At 41.0% G+C, this 15,532-nt stretch carries 11 protein-coding genes; 1 reads left to right on the forward strand and 10 read right to left on the reverse strand.

From position 1 onward, the window contains the following. Window positions 1–30 precede the first annotated feature (30 nt). From J4G36_RS11820 to J4G36_RS11830, 3 genes are all read right to left on the reverse strand, one after another. The gene (locus J4G36_RS11820) at window positions 31–1,509 is read right to left on the reverse strand and encodes an aldehyde dehydrogenase family protein (protein WP_210470569.1); all 1,479 of its coding nucleotides are present in this window, start codon (window positions 1,507–1,509) and stop codon (window positions 31–33) included. A gap of 356 nt (window positions 1,510–1,865) precedes the next feature. Further along, a complete protein-coding gene (locus J4G36_RS11825) occupies window positions 1,866–2,912 on the reverse strand; it encodes an SEC-C metal-binding domain-containing protein (protein WP_210470570.1) in 1,047 nt (348 codons plus the stop codon). Between the two features lie 100 nt (window positions 2,913–3,012). After that, the gene (locus J4G36_RS11830) at window positions 3,013–4,485 is read right to left on the reverse strand and encodes a DHA2 family efflux MFS transporter permease subunit (protein WP_246880592.1); all 1,473 of its coding nucleotides are present in this window, start codon (window positions 4,483–4,485) and stop codon (window positions 3,013–3,015) included. Between the two features lie 173 nt (window positions 4,486–4,658). Between J4G36_RS11830 and J4G36_RS11835 the strand changes: the two genes are divergently transcribed. Continuing rightward, window positions 4,659–5,528, forward strand: coding sequence for a TetR/AcrR family transcriptional regulator (locus J4G36_RS11835; protein WP_210470572.1), 870 nt, complete (start codon window positions 4,659–4,661; stop codon window positions 5,526–5,528). Between the two features lie 213 nt (window positions 5,529–5,741). On the opposite strand, the gene J4G36_RS11840 is transcribed toward J4G36_RS11835, so the two are convergent. The 7 genes from J4G36_RS11840 to J4G36_RS11870 form a co-directional block, all read right to left on the reverse strand. After that, a complete protein-coding gene (locus J4G36_RS11840) occupies window positions 5,742–7,571 on the reverse strand; it encodes an SEC-C metal-binding domain-containing protein (RefSeq protein WP_210470573.1) in 1,830 nt (609 codons plus the stop codon). A 32-nt stretch (window positions 7,572–7,603) separates the two neighbouring features. Then, entirely contained in the window at window positions 7,604–8,248 is a 645-nt protein-coding gene (locus J4G36_RS11845; RefSeq protein WP_210470574.1) for a hypothetical protein, read from the reverse strand. 21 nt (window positions 8,249–8,269) lie between these two features. Then, entirely contained in the window at window positions 8,270–9,763 is a 1,494-nt protein-coding gene (gene glpK / locus J4G36_RS11850; protein ID WP_210470575.1) for a glycerol kinase GlpK, read from the reverse strand. Window positions 9,764–9,899: 136 nt separating this feature from the next. Further along, window positions 9,900–10,982 carry a hypothetical protein gene (locus J4G36_RS11855; protein ID WP_210470576.1) on the reverse strand — a complete coding sequence of 361 codons (1,083 nt, stop codon included), beginning with the start codon at window positions 10,980–10,982 and terminating at the stop codon, window positions 9,900–9,902. Then, a complete protein-coding gene (locus J4G36_RS11860) occupies window positions 10,951–11,412 on the reverse strand; it encodes a DUF4870 domain-containing protein (protein WP_210470577.1) in 462 nt (153 codons plus the stop codon). Before J4G36_RS11860 ends, J4G36_RS11855 begins: the two co-directional genes overlap by 32 nt. 82 nt (window positions 11,413–11,494) lie before the next feature. Beyond that, a complete protein-coding gene (locus J4G36_RS11865; protein ID WP_210470578.1) occupies window positions 11,495–12,199 on the reverse strand; it encodes a response regulator transcription factor in 705 nt (234 codons plus the stop codon). Then, complete coding sequence (locus J4G36_RS11870; RefSeq protein WP_210470579.1) at window positions 12,178–15,498, reverse strand: ATP-binding protein; 3,321 nt, start codon at window positions 15,496–15,498, stop codon at window positions 12,178–12,180. The genes J4G36_RS11865 and J4G36_RS11870 overlap by 22 nt, the downstream gene beginning before the upstream one ends. Between the last annotated feature and the right edge of the window lie 34 nt (window positions 15,499–15,532).

A 15,532-nucleotide genomic window follows, 5' to 3' on the forward strand; every position in this document is an offset into this window, starting at 1 on the left:
AAACGAACCAAAACGGATTATTCCAACCGCTTATGAATTATCAATTTGCGCGCGTTGCAACTTACCGCTAAAGTCTACGTAAATACTTTTCCATTCTGTAAAGACGTCGAGTGCAGCAACGCCTGAATCGCGGTGACCATTTCCAGTCCCTTTCGTCCCGCCGAATGGCAGATGAATTTCCGCGCCTGTTGTTCCTGCGTTGACATATACGATGCCCGTGTCTAAATCCCGTTGTGCTCTGAATATCTTATTGACATCGCGCGAGAAAATAGAACTTGAAAGGCCATAAACGACACTATTATTTACCTCAATCGCTTCTTCTAAACTTTCAACTTCAATGAGCGACACGACTGGGCCAAATATTTCTTCTTGGGCAATACGGCTATCCCATTTCACGTCTGTGAATAAAGTCGGTTCAAAATAATGGCCATTCGCTAGGTCGCCGTCTGTTAATACGTTTCCACCAACTAAAAGTTTAGCGCCTTCATCTTTTCCAATTTCTACATAGCTTGAAATTTTATCAAGCGCTTTTTCGTTAATGACAGGACCAATTTTTACGGATTCATCTAACCCGTTTCCGATTGTCAGGTGTTTCATTTGTTCTAATAGCTTTTGTTCAAGTTCTTCTTTGACGTCTTTATGGACGATGACTCGGCTACATGCCGTGCATCGTTGACCCGCCGTACCGAATGCGCTCCACAGAATCCCTTCAACCGCGAGATCGACATCCGCATCGTCCATGACGATAACCGCATTTTTCCCACCCATTTCAAGGGACACTTTCTTTAAATGACGACCGCCCGTTTCAGCTACATGGCGTCCTGTTTCCGTCGATCCTGTGAATGAAATAACCCGAACATCCGGATGCTCAATCATCGCAGTCCCCACATCTGATCCCGAACCAAAAACAATATTGGCGACACCTTCGGGAAGACCGACTTCATCAAAGATTAGCCCCATTTCGTAAGCCATCATCGGTGTTTCCGTTGCTGGTTTCCAGATGAATGTGTTGCCCGCAACGATTGCCGGGAAGGATTTCCACGTTGCAATTGCGACCGGAAAATTCCACGGCGTAATAAGTCCAACGACACCAATCGGCGCACGGACGCTCATTGCAAATTTATCTTGCAGTTCAGACGGAACCGTTTCCCCGAAAAGCCGTCTGCCTTCGCCTGCCATATAAAACGCCATGTCTATACCTTCTTGCACTTCGCCACGAGCTTCTTCAATCACTTTCCCCATCTCAGTTGTGAGCACCTGCGCTAAATGTTCTTTTTTCTCGATCATAATGCGTCCAATTTCATATAGGAAATCAGCACGTTTTGGTGCCGGTACAAGCGCCCACTTCTTTTGCGCTTTCTTCGCCGCCGCAACTGCTTGATTCACATCTTCTTTTGTCGACAACCTAACTTGGGCTACTTCTTCCCCATTCGCTGGGTTTTTCACGGCAGTATATCTTGCATCCCCAGATTCCTGCCAAGCTCCCCCGATATAGTTATTCAATTGCATGATAAACATTCCCCTTTCTTTTCTGTATTACAAAAACTGCATGAAAACGCTTACAACTTTACTATTTCGACAACTTTCCAAGAAATCCTTTTAAAATATGGAAATAATTTAGCGGAAATCAGCCCAAACGACCAATGTGGCCGTCAAAGCGATTAAAGCGCACGCACAAACGCCTATACACATACTCCAAACGCCCAATAACGGATTCGAAACGACTAAAGCACACAAACAAACGACCAAACACCACAACGAACCAATAAAGAAAAAACCTTCTAGCAGTCATACAACTACTAGAAGGTCTACCCTATTCACAACAAACTTCAAATATGAAAGGCGCTCTGGAAACCTAGGTGCATTTAAGCATCCTGTGCAATGCGTCCGATGTTTTTACCCATTTCCACGATAAACTCTTGAATTTTGCCCGATTGATTTGTCACCGAACTAACGGAGACATCAAATAGTTTGGACAATTCACTTTGGGTCATCGAGTAGTCGCCAAACATATTGAATTCAAGAAGCGCGTGTAAAAACGCTGCTGCTATTACTTCAGGTTTTTTAAAGTTAGGTTGTTTTTCGTATAAATACGTCACGATAATATTTCCCATTAACTCCGGATGGTCTGCTTCGATTTTCAAAAACTCGAGTCTTTCATAGAATATATCCACCGCTTCTTGTTGGATATCTGTCAGTTCGCCTTTCAATAAATCCACGACAGAACCCTCTGATTTGGAAAGTATATTGTGATAGATATCAATCATATGCGCTTTATAAAAGTCAATACGATTACCAAATCCGCTTGACTCTGCAAGTGTTGAAATTTCATTGGCCAGACTATGATTCCCGTCTTTAACGAACAGAAGCGAGTTTATGATGAAAATCCCGTTTTTCTGATTACGTTCATCACGCAAGGCAACCCCAAACACGACACTGTCCTTTTCAACAGGCATATCTGGTTGTTTTTCGAGATAATACGTCTCGTCCCCCAACACTTCTTCAATAGCTACTAATCCATTTTCTTCTCCAGTTATATTCCCCAGTAGAATGATTGGTTCTTGCCAGGTCTTTACAACCGAACGAACTGCGCTTCGAATTGGATCATTTAATACTTTTATTAAATAACGTTTCCATAAGTCTTGACGGGCAACGTAAAAGAAATACTCGCTCACTGCATACTCAATTTCTTTTGCGTCCCAAAAACCGTTTAGTTTAGTCGTCCACTCTCTATGAAAAATTTCATATTCCGCATGGACTGCAGGTGTAATTGGTTGTTCATACATTCCAGCGAGAATGCGTTGCAATTCTTCCTCAACGAGTGTATCAATCGATACTTCGTTTTTAGCTATGCAACATCTTTTATATTTTCTTCCACTTCCACAAGGACATGGATCATTTCTTTGTATCATACCTACCGCTCCTTTAACTCTTGTGCTTTCCTACTATACCAGAAAACAAAAAGCTCCGCATTGGTTTACTAACCTTTACAGAGCTTTTAGTCCAAAAAAATTATTTAGTTTGCACTTCATTTTTAGGCGGGGCGACACGTTTAATGAAAAACGTTAATACTAAAGCCCCTACCGCAACGATAGTTGAAATGAAAAACGCGTAATTTATCCCATCGAGCATTGCTTGTGTTTCAAGTTGGTCTTTTAAAGCTTTAAGACCTTCTACTGTGGATGGTACATTGCCGGACGCTTTTGCCTCTGTAAAGAGTTTTGCGCCTGCTGATTCCATCCGTTTTGTCATAATTGTTAACAGGACCGCAGAACCAATCGCACCCGAAACTTGTTGCAAGGTACTATTCATTGCTGTTCCATGTGGGTTGGAAACCATCGGCAACTGATTCAATCCATTTGTCATGACCGGCATCATGACCATTGAAATTCCGAGCATGCGGACTGTGTAAAGCATCATGATATAGTAATAACCCGAATCCATTCCAAGTTTACTTAAGTAATAGGTTGTGACAATCGTGATGGTTAGACCAATTATCGCCATCGCACGTGCACCGTATTTATCAAACAATCGACCTGTTATTGGTGACATGATGCCCATTAATACTGCACCAGGCAGCATCAGTATTCCAGCATCAAAGGGTGAAATGCCTCGAACACTTTGAACATATAAAGGTGTTAGAATCATTGCTGAAAACATCGCGATTGAAAGAACAACTGAAATCGCTGAAGATAATGCAAACATCGGATGCTTATAGATTTTAAAGTCAAGCATCGGTTCATCCATCCGAATTTGACGAACGATGAATGCAGTAAGAGCTAGCGCGCCAATAATAATTGTTCCATATACGATTGGTGCTGACCAACCTTTGTCACCGGCGGAACTAAATCCGTACAACAATCCTCCAAACCCTATACTTGATAAAACGAGTGAGAATAAGTCGATTTTTACGTCGCGGTTTGGCGTGATATTGCGTAATTTAAAGATTGCATAAATCAGCGTAAACACCGCAAATGGGAGAACGATCCCGAATAAGGTTCTCCATGAATAATGTTCAATAATATAACCTGAAAGTGTCGGCCCGATAGCTGGTGCTGTAAACATGACGAGACCGAAAAGCCCCATCGCGGATCCTCTTTTTTCAACCGGGAAAGCAACAAGCATAATATTCATCAGTAACGGCATCATCATTGCCGAACCGGATGCTTGAATCATTCTAGCGACTACCAATAAACCAAAAGTTGGTGCAATAACAGCTACTAACGTACCTAATGAAAATAGGGACATCGCTGTGATGAATAATCTTCTATTTGTAAACTTCTGTATGAAAAAGGCACTCGCTGGAATCAAGATACCATTTACTAACATATAACCTGTCGTCAACCACTGCACTGCAGATGGCTTCACCTCAAACTCATCCATAATCGTAGGTAGTGCAATGTTCAATAACGTATTATTTAGGAATGCTATGAACGCGCCTACGAAAAGTATAGCCAGCATACCGTATGGAGGTTTCTCATGCATTTTTTTAATATCCAAATCCATCTATTTCCCCCACTTCTTTTATAATCACTTCTCCTATGTTATACTCACTGTATAATAAAATCAACTATTATATTCCAAGTTTTATTGGTTGTTGTTGCAAGTGGGTTTTCCGATATAAACAGAACTAGACTACGAGTCCAAAGGTGATAAAAATGATTGAACGAAAACGCAAGGTAATTGAAGTTGCAAAACAATTATTTATAGAAAAAGGATTTTCAGCTACATCTGTGCAAGACATTTTAGACGTTGCAAAGATTTCAAAAGGAACATTTTATAATTACTTTTCTTCAAAAAATGAGTGTCTAATTGCCATTTTAGAAAACGGAAGAGAAGAAACGAATATGCGCCGTCGTGAATTACTAGTCGGAAAAGACCTAGCTGATAAGACAATCCTTGCCGAACAAATTTCTGTTCGGCAACAAGTCAATCTAGATTTCAACCTCCTGCCTATTTTAGAGGCGATATTTTATTCAGCGGATGCTGAGCTACGCGCCTTCGCAAAAAAACAGCATCTAGCCGAGTTATCTTGGCTCTCAAAACGATTAGTAGATATATATGGACAGTCCGCTGTTCCATTCGCTGCAGATTGCGCTGTTATCATGCTCGGCATTATGCAACATATGACTCACGTACTTGCTGCTAATTTGAAAAAAGATTTCGATCCTAATGCACTAACTTTATTTACAATAAGACGGATTGACTCGATGATTCCCCATATGATTGAAAACAATGACAGCCTCCTTTTCGGAAGTAAATTCACAAATGCGAATGAATTAAGTTTGATTGACAGCGATCTGCTGATTCGTAATTTGAAGAAGTTCGAGAAGAAAATTCCTGTTGATCAAGATGCAAAACAGTATATTGAATTTATTATCGATGAAATCGCAAGCGAACAACCGCGTATTTCCCTGTTAGAGACAATCACACGCTCTTTTCGACAAGCTTTCATTAAGACACCATATGAACTTGAAACGAGAGAACTCGTAGCTAGTATTTGGGGGTATTTGGAAACACTGAAGTGAGTTTTTTAGGAATTCGAAAAGTATAGGTGTTTTCTTCTTTATTAGTAGTTTGCTTGCACATATACGACATTTGCTTGCACACAAATGATTTTGCTTGCAAGTCGGGACCTTTCAACCATGCAAAACCAATCGTCCGGAACGGAAATCGATGGTCTAAGCCAAAAGCGAGTACTTGACCAATAGAATCGTCAAGTACTCGCAATATAAAATCAGTTATTCACGTCTCCCACCACTTAACAACAACCAAATATAACGCGCCTCTTCTTCGCTCCCAGGCACAATCTCTTGAAGTCTCGGATATGGAATAGGCTTTGTTTTAAATGTCTGCAAATGCATCACATGACTATTCGCCTTCATTGCGTTTTGTAGCATTTCCTCCGCATTTTCCGAAGCGCCTTCTGACCCGTCATGTTCAAGCTTCCAATCCAAATATAAATACGTCGCGTCATGTCCAGAACCTTTTTCATAACGAATCAGTATTTCGGCAGCTTCTTCAAATCGTTTCGCATGAATTAAAGACGCAACCGCCTCATAACGCGCCCCTTGGTTATCGACTTTGTTCATCTTCAATAAATCCAAGAACAACGACGATGCCCCATCGTAATCTCCGTATGTAAACAAGTAGACACCATAACAAAAAGCAGCCCGCATAAACGGACGGTTCGGTATATTTTGCCACGGATTTTCGCCAGGCTCGAAAGTGCGACTCGCATTCTTGATTGCCCTTTCATATAATTCAATTGCACGTTCATGATTTGGTTCGATTTCCGCCTGCAATAAAAGCGCATCCGCATTATTGTTGTCCAACTCAATAGCGTTTTGCGCAAGCTTTCGGCGCTCTTCCTCAGTTTCCGCTTGATATGCCTCATACGCCAAAAGTTGAGCACGCCCCCCAGCTACTGTCGGTTTCCGTTCGGGTTGAACCACGCCGCCCGTTGTCATCGATGTTTCCCAAAGCGCCTTTTCAGTCGGTCGCGGATCCGTTCCGATATCGTAAATGCGCGCTGCGACTGGTTCATCGACACTATCCATCATATTCGCGTAGAGCGACGCTAACTCGTCTGCATAAACGGCGACGCTTGTTTCAGATGCCGCGAACTTTTCTACGATTGACGCTTGATCCATACCTGTCCCCCGTACGACCCCAATATCAACACCCGTTTTAACAGCTGCCGCGACAAAGTCTTCTTCGACCGTGACGCCTGGGTTTTCATTCAAGAAATAGGCAACGCCCAGTTTGTGCATGATCTCTCTTGCGTCTGCAGTTTGTTCTAAGTTACGCAACGCGGTATCTAACATCGTTAATGCGCTTAATTGCTCCTGGGCAAGGACCTCTTCGACAAGTTCGTTCATAGATGCCATACTTCTTTTAATGAAAAGTTCGTAAATATCAAGCGCGTGATCGATAATAAATTGATCCATCGTCTTCTTAGATACTGATTCTCTTAATTCGACCAATGATTTCTTAGTCTGCTTGCTCCACTTTGCTAAAAATAACATGGAAGAAACTGGAGCGATTGCATTTTTGCCTTTTCTCGAATCCCGAAGGACAACACCAAATAGCAATGTGCCTATATCAGCAGGCATCCCTTCGTTGCGAGTCATTTTAAAGGTTGAGTCATCGAATAATGTTTTCACATGAATAAAGTCCGTATCCGCTTCTGTAATTTCTGCCAACAGCATTAAAGGCTCGTCCCACTCTATCAACACATTCCTAACAACTTCTCTCTTTGTTCGGGCGAGTTGCTGAGCAATATAGGAATGCCAACCTTTGTTGTTTTTGATGAATAAATAAAATTCACTCGAAGCTTCTTCAACATGCTCTTTCTCCCAACTATCCGTCAAGCGGTTTGACCATTCCCTCATGAGTATGTTCATTTCTTCCTGTTCGAATTCGGTTGGGTAGTTATCGAAAAAACCTGTCAATACGTGATCTAATTCTTCATTGACAATCATGCCTATCAAATCTGTTTTTGTTGATCCGCAACATTTTTTATACTTTTTGCCACTACCGCAACGGCATGGATCATTACGTCCAATCATTAAAAACTTCCCCCTTCATTGCAAAGCCGTACCTATTTCCGTCTAATCGTTTGACCAGCGACGTCTACAACTTGCTTAACGGATTCGGCGACTAGACTTCCAATAAGCCGACTTGCTTCGCCCCAGAATCCATGACCCCGACGGATCAAGTCGTTAATAGCTCTTTCGCATAGTTGCTTGTCATGATGCAATTTATCTATCGTTGTTAAGCTGTAGTCTTTTATTTCATCAAGCATTTTCATTCTCTCTCCATACAATTCCGGAAAGAATTCGGAAAACGTCTCGTTTGCCAGCAACCGTTCGGTGTTTTCCGCCTTTTTAATCGCTTGGTAATAATAGGTCATTTGTTCTTCGATGATATATTGCAAGTTCAAATATTCTTCGATTTGCACGATATCTTTTCTTCGCACTTTTTGTGATTTGCAAAGTTTAATCGCGCGTTGAACATCGTATCTTCTTGAATGCCTTGTAGGATGGTAATCAAGAACCAACTCTGCTTCATCTGTTAAAGCTTCTGGATAAGCTTCGTAAAATAGAGTATTGAAGTTCGTCAGAATCGGTTTTATCTCACGCCTTGCAAGTCGGTCGTATGTATTTTTTGGATAATAACGTTCCAGCTGCGCTGCTTGCTTCTTCATCCTAATGATGTAGTTTCGAATGCCGAAAAAGTAAATCATACGCCCCCTCCTTCAAGTAATTTATTTGAAAATCATCGCTGCTTTAACTGCCTTTTGCCATCCTGTATATAACTCATCACGTCGACTCTGTTCCATTTCCGGTTCAAACGACTGATCCAATTGCCAATGTTTCTTTATTTCTGCACGGTCTTGCCAGAATCCTACAGCTAATCCCGCTAAATATGCCGCCCCGAGCGCTGTTGTTTCATCAATCACTGGTCGTTCAACCGGAACATTCAGCAAATCACTCTGGAATTGCATAAGAAGGTCATTTCTCACCGCGCCGCCGTCGACCCGCAATGTTTTTAACGTAATACCGGAATCAGCTTCCATCGCGTCTAATACATCTTTTGTTTGATAAGCGAGCGATTCCAATGTCGCGCGTATGAAATGCTCTTTGGATGTCCCCCGTGTCAGTCCAAATACTGCACCACGAACATCGCTATCCCAATACGGTGCACCTAGACCTACAAATGCAGGCACAACATACACACCTTCCGTCGATTCCACGCGAGTAGCGTATTGCTCAGTATCCGCTGAATCTCTGAACATCCGGAGTCCATCGCGCAACCATTGAATCGCAGAACCCGCCACGAAAATACTTCCTTCAAGCGCGTATTCAACTTTCCCATCAATGCCCCACGCAATCGTCGTCAGTAAACCATGCGCCGACTTAACTGCATCTTCTCCCGTATTCATCAACATGAAACAGCCAGTCCCATAAGTATTTTTCACCATGCCGCTTTCAAAGCAATTTTGACCAAACAAAGACGCATGCTGATCTCCTGCAATTCCCGCTATAGGCGCATTATGGCCGAAGAAGTGAATATTGTCTGTATAACCGTAGATTTCAGAAGATGATTTAACTTCCGGCAGCATTGACGCAGGTACGTCTAACAACTTTAATAGCTCTTCATCCCATTTTAACTCATAAATATTATACATTAAGGTCCTAGAAGCATTCGTATAATCGGTGACATGCTCTTTCCCACCGGATAGTTTCCAAACAAGCCATGTGTCTATAGTTCCAAAGAGCAAGTCGCCTCGGACTGCTTTTTCTCTTGCACCTTCCACATTATCTAAAATCCACTTCACTTTGGTCCCGGAGAAATAAGCGTCGATGAGTAGACCTGTTTTGTCGCGAACTGTATCATTATGTCCGGCCGCTATCAATTGATCACAGATTTCTGCTGTCTGTCTTGATTGCCAAACGATTGCATTGTAGACGGGGATGCCTGTATTTTTATCCCAGACGACGGTTGTTTCTCGTTGATTTGTAATCCCGATTCCTTCTATTTGCTCTGCAACAATATTGTTTTCCGATAACACACTTGCAATCACTGCTAAAATTGAACTCCAGATTTCGTTTGCGTTATGTTCGACCCATCCAGATTTCGGAAAATATTGTTTAAATTCTTTTTGAGAGGTATGGACATTTTCTCCTTTTTTATTGAACAAAATTGCCCGCGAGCTTGTCGTACCTTGATCGAGTGCTAGAATGTACTTTTCTTTCATACTTTCTCCCTCATTTCATTCGAATAAATGCGTTACTATCATTATCTTCTAATTCATCTTACAATACAAAAAAATAGTAGCAACTTGGTGACTAGATTCCAAGTCGCTACCTATATGTGAAGTAATTGGGGGGACATTATGTCGGGACTTCCACTGGTTTTGTTTCCACTAGAGCCGCTCCAGCCTCGGCTTCTTTTCCTTTTTCAAATAGTTTCCTAAATCGAGAGGAAACGCCCAATAGTTTTTGTTGTAAATCCATTGCGGGTTCCAATCCAGTGATGCTCATTTGATAGGAACGTACCATCGCAATCGTCACAATCGGATCGACGAGCGCTCTTTTTATCGCTACCGTAAACACATAGGCCCCTACAAGTGCAATAAAGCCCAAGAATGTTCCCAAGCCGGGGGTATTGGCTGATATTAGTTTGGAGATTCCCATAAACGGAAGCGCGAAAACGAGAAATGTGATAATGCTGAAAGCGTAAATACCAGCGACAGCACCTGTTGCTGTTTTAAGTATGCCTTTCCAACTCTGTGCATATAGAACAACACCATCTGATGCAGACTTCCAAACTGTTTCTTCCCGTTTTTCATTTTTCCGCAAAATGATATAACTGACAACAGCTTCATCGATATAATTCAAGCTTACTGACATAATCGCGTTGAGTATGCCGATAATGTTTTTTGCCCCAGGAACGAAACTAAAAGCCTCTCCAACGCACAACGTCCATCGTTGAATTTGTTTTACAGCCCCGTGAATCGCTTTATCGACGACAAAAGCTACGTTCGCTGATCCGAAGTTTTGCTTTACTTGCTCTTTTCCGTACGCGATTTGTCCTTTGCCTTCTGGGATTGTGCCCGTTTTCAATAACTCGACAACGACTGATATATGGGCAACTTTAACCATATACAACACGTATCGCTCCAAAAATCTGAGTCCACCGTAGATGACACTGAATGCCAATAACATCACGATGAGGAACGCGGCGGAACTTTCACCAAAAATTTTCAAAAGCAAAAACCCAATTCCAATCATGATGGCTAAAAAAATCAATGCTGCAATGACAAATAGTCCATAAATTGCGACCCGGGCAAATAAAAACGGCAATGTCCGATTCACTAACTTCATGACAGACAACCCAAATCCTCCTTCATTCGATTTCAATTCCACGATAATCCTATATTCTTCATTGTTTCGGAGTTGAATGTTCTTCTGCAAACTTGCCAATGACCGGGAGATTGATAACTTTTCCCTTGTAAGCCCAAACCGCCATAAAAATTAATAAAACGGTTGATGCCGGCATGATCAAAAAGTAAAACGGTCCACTAATTAACAAGCCTAACATTCCTAGTTTCATGAACGATAACAGCCCCGTCAAAATTCCGACTGCTATACTAGCAACAATGACAACAATGGATAACATAATCACTTGCAAAGCATGAAAACGAACGACCTTATTTTCTTTTTCAATAAAGAAAAATATTAGTCCAATGATCGGAAGATGGCAGAGCGCGGCTGCAATATTCTCCTCAAGCCCAACAGATGTCGACTTCTTTTCGACTGTTTCCACGGTTGCAGCCGTCTCGACTGATTCTTCTTTGAAAACTGGCGTCTGATTTTCCGAACCAACATGCTCGTTATTTGTCATTTACGTTCCTCCTTCCATTCAATTAATTTAAATTATATAAGTTGAAGGTTAAGTTAAGGTAAAGGTTAAAACTAATTTCTAGTTAATTCGATGAGGCGAATTTGTATCCGAAACCCCTAGCCGTTTGAATGTATTTCGGAGTCGTTGGATCGACCTCCAACTTTCTCCGCAAATTGCTAATATGCACCTTAACCGTTTGCGGGCTGCCCTCAGAATAATACCCCCAAATATGGTCATACAATTGTTCAGCCGGCCAAATCCGATTAGGTTCTTTTGCCATTAATGAAAGCAATTGAAATTCTTTACTGGAAAGACGCACTTTCTTACCGCGTACAGTAAGCTCGCATTTCAGCAAATCAATTACAATATCATCGAATTGAATAATCGATCCCGCCACGCTTTCCGCGTCCATTTTCACCCACTTTTTCCGTCTGAAAACAGCTTCAATCCGAGCTTCCAACTCGTGAAAGTCAAAGGGTTTTGTGATAAAGTCATCCGCGCCGATTTCAATCCCTTCGATGCGGTCCGATAATTCTTTTTTACAGCTCACAAATAAAATCGGAACATTAGAAAATAACCGAATTTCTTTGCAGGCTTCAAAACCATCCATTCCAGGCATTTCAATATCCAGTAATATTAAATCGATATCGCCTTTTCGAGCAGCCTTGATTGCTTCCAACCCACTCCCCGCATTTTGTACGCTATATGCTTTTTTTATCAAATAGAGTTGAATAAGTTCACGTATTCCAGCTTCATCATCGACAACTAAAATTCGTTCCCCCGCCATATCGAGCCCTCCACTCCGCCATTACTTGTTCGTAAAGGTAATTCAATTGTAAATACCGTCCCCTCTCCCATTTCACTTACGACTTCAATTGTTCCGTTATGAAGGACAATAATCTCCTTCGTAATTGCAAGACCTAACCCCGTGCCATTCGACTCACTATTTGTTGAATGATTTGCGCCTTGATAAAAGCGCTCGAAAATGAATGGCAAACTCTCTTTCGGAATTCCACAACCATTATCTGAAATATGGATACGTACTTTCCAATCCCATTCGGTCTTCATATCCTGGATGATTTCCGCGGATAATTTAATTTCTCCTGTACTTGGCAAGGTGTGTTTCACGGCATTCCAAATGACATTCGAAAATGCTTGACTCAATCGCTCGACATCGCCAGTTATTACCGCTCTGTGATCCGAAAGGTTTGTCGACACGAACTTTCTGCCACTTCGTTGCAAGTCAAATGACAAACCATCCGTAAGCTGTTCAAACCATTTATTAAATGCAATTTCTTTGAAATTAATGCTTATATGCGCCGATTTTAATTTTGAAAGCTCAAATAAGTCTTTCGTTAATCGATTTAGCATATTTAATTTCTGTTGAACCATTTCTAAATATCGCGGATTATTTTCTTGTATTAATCCCTCTTGCACAGCTTGAATATAGTTTTGAATTAAAGTGATGGGTGTCGCAAGTTCGTGCGAAATACTCGATAATAATAATGTTCTAGACTCTTCCATATTCTTCAATTCTTCATTCACACTCAGAAGATCTGCGTTCGTCTCTTCAAGCGCAGAAGTTCGCTCTTTTACGATTTCTCCGAGTGAACGATTTATCGCGGTGAGTTCTTTGTTTAATTTACTTAAGTTAATAAGCGTTTCAACGCGCGCAATTAACTCTTCCTTGTCACATGGTTTTGCTAAATAATCATTTGCCCCCATTTCAAATGCCGTCACTTTATCGTATAGTTGAGTTTTTGCCGTTAACATTAAAATGGGCAGTTCGGTTAAACTGTGGCGCATTCTTAACTCTTTTGTCACTTCAAAGCCGGAAAGCTTAGGCATCATGACGTCTAAAATCAGGAGATCAAAATCTTCCTTTTCAACAATAGCGAGCACTTCTTCACCGTTCAATGCAGCGACAACTTGATAGCCTTCTAATGAGAGATTATTAATAAGAACTTGTAAATTTACCGGTTCATCGTCCGCAATGAGAATTTTCGCTGTTGTTTCCCTACTTGAATGGGATGGCAACTTTTCTATAGGTGCGCTGGGTACAAATGTGTCGATAAATCCATCCGTTGCCACACTACTTGCGACTTCATCTTCCACAACGCTTTCTTCATGTATCGGTAGCGTGAAACTGAATGTCGAGCCAATACCGAGCGTTGAAATCACTTCAATTTCGCCCGCTAATAGTTCAACAAGTTTTTTTGTAATGCTCAGTCCAATCCCGGTTCCTCCAACTTCCCTCATGTCCGTGTCATCAACTTGGTGAAAGGAATTAAAGATTGACTCCAAATCACTTTCGGGAATGCCTTTTCCGGTATCTGCAATTGAGATTTTTAATTGGTTATCAAACCGTTCGGCAGAAACTGAGATATCCCCGTGGTCCGTATATTTAATCGCATTCCCGATTAAGTTGTACAAAATCTGAATCAGCCGATCTTGATCTGCGCGCACATTTGGTATTGATTTTTGAATTTTATTTGTAATGTTAATAGGTTTTCCCGTTACGAGTGGGTTGCAAATGGCAAGTACGATATTAATTATTTCGTATAACTTAACTTGCTGCACCTTCACTTCGATAGAGTTATGTTTCAATTTCGAGAAGTCAAGAATATCATTAACTAGATTGGTCAAACGCTTACCACTGCTACTAATCATTGAAAGTTGTCGATCCATCGAATTTGTAATCTCCCCTTCGACTCCGTCTCGAAGAGATTCAGCAATACCAATAATGCCATAAAGCGGTGTTCGTAATTCATGCGAAGTGATGGCAAGAAACTCATCTTTTATTGCATCGGCACGCTTAAGACTCTCTACCGCTTCAGCTTGACTCCTTCTTGCCTGTAGTTCAGCGGACTCCTTTTCAAGTCGCAATATATTGATACGGTCAGCCAGACCAAGCGATAAAAGAATGACTTCAAGTATTGCCGATATTTGAACAGCGTACTTCGACCAGAAATTAAGGGGAATATAAGCGCCATCTGCTAATGCCGAAATCGCAATCCCTAAAATGAAAATAATCCATGCGATTAGAAAGAAACGTGCCTGCCGAGCGCCTTTTTGCAAACAAATGAATCCCACCACGATAATCGTGAAAATGGATATAAGCATGAGAGGAATGATAATATTTAACGCAATCTTATAAGATATGAAAAAAACGATGAAAAGGTTCAATGCATTTAATGCCATGATGAGTTGACCGATTATTTTAAAACGAGGATAATAGCGATTTGTATCAAGAAAGCTTTCAGTGAACAAAATACAGGCAATGATACCGAAATGAATAAATACAATCGCCGAACGATGATTGAACCAGGGAAGATCCGGCCAAACGTATTGGAAACCAATGCCATTCATTGCCGCATTTGAAAAAATAGAACCTGAGATAACCAGCACATAATATAAATAACTTCGATGATGCAAACTGAAGTAAAGAAACAGGTTATACAGCATCATCGCGATAAGCGCACCGTAAAAAATCCCTAAATAAATAAACTCCATTTGAGTCTTCTTAATGAATGCTTCTTTTTCCCATAATATTATTGGGAGTTGCATAGACCCTCCCGTTTCAACACGAAGAAAAAATCGTTTTGATTCGCCTGGTTGGATTTTCAAATCGAATACATGATTTCGATGGGAAACTTTTCGGTGATGAAATGGGTAAGTTTGGCCAAGTTTTATTTCTTCATAGTCACCCGTAATCATCTCGCTATAGCTCGTAACCCTTTCAAGTGGCGGGTAACTGATTTCCAGATACCAATCCTCCATATCGGATGTATTTTCTAGTTGAAAAACTGCCCAATAGACAGAATCGATATATCCGAAATTAGGAATTCCCTTTTTAGTTTGCGTGAATCGACCTAAGTTTTCTACCATAGCCATATCATCAATTGTTAATGCTTTTTCTTTATCTTGTAGAATCATCATTTTCTCGTAAACTTTTATTTCTTTACTTGTAGAAGTAATTGTAATTAAGTCGCCATCTTCGCTATATGAATGCGTGTGGTGGCTAAATGTAAAGAATACGAGTATTAGAAAGAGGATTATCCCGCTTTTGATTCCTTTTATTATCATTTAGTCATCCCTCGCATATGTGGATTAGAGTATT

Origin of the sequence: Sporosarcina sp. 6E9 (genome assembly GCF_017921835.1) — a bacterium.
Taxonomy (GTDB): Bacteria; Bacillota; Bacilli; order Bacillales_A; family Planococcaceae; genus Sporosarcina.

Coding starts and splice junctions, on each gene's coding strand:
- J4G36_RS11820 (WP_210470569.1), bottom strand. CDS start 1,509: ATGCAATTGAATAACTATATCGGGGGAGCTTGGCAGGAATCTGGGGAT.
- J4G36_RS11870 (WP_210470579.1), bottom strand. CDS start 15,498: ATGATAATAAAAGGAATCAAAAGCGGGATAATCCTCTTTCTAATACTC.
- J4G36_RS11825 (WP_210470570.1), bottom strand. CDS start 2,912: ATGATACAAAGAAATGATCCATGTCCTTGTGGAAGTGGAAGAAAATAT.
- glpK (WP_210470575.1), bottom strand. CDS start 9,763: ATGAAAGAAAAGTACATTCTAGCACTCGATCAAGGTACGACAAGCTCG.
- J4G36_RS11860 (WP_210470577.1), bottom strand. CDS start 11,412: ATGACAAATAACGAGCATGTTGGTTCGGAAAATCAGACGCCAGTTTTC.
- J4G36_RS11865 (WP_210470578.1), bottom strand. CDS start 12,199: ATGGCGGGGGAACGAATTTTAGTTGTCGATGATGAAGCTGGAATACGT.
- J4G36_RS11840 (WP_210470573.1), bottom strand. CDS start 7,571: ATGATTGGACGTAATGATCCATGCCGTTGCGGTAGTGGCAAAAAGTAT.
- J4G36_RS11830 (WP_246880592.1), bottom strand. CDS start 4,485: ATGCATGAGAAACCTCCATACGGTATGCTGGCTATACTTTTCGTAGGC.
- J4G36_RS11845 (WP_210470574.1), bottom strand. CDS start 8,248: ATGATTTACTTTTTCGGCATTCGAAACTACATCATTAGGATGAAGAAG.
- J4G36_RS11835 (WP_210470572.1), top strand. CDS start 4,659: ATGATTGAACGAAAACGCAAGGTAATTGAAGTTGCAAAACAATTATTT.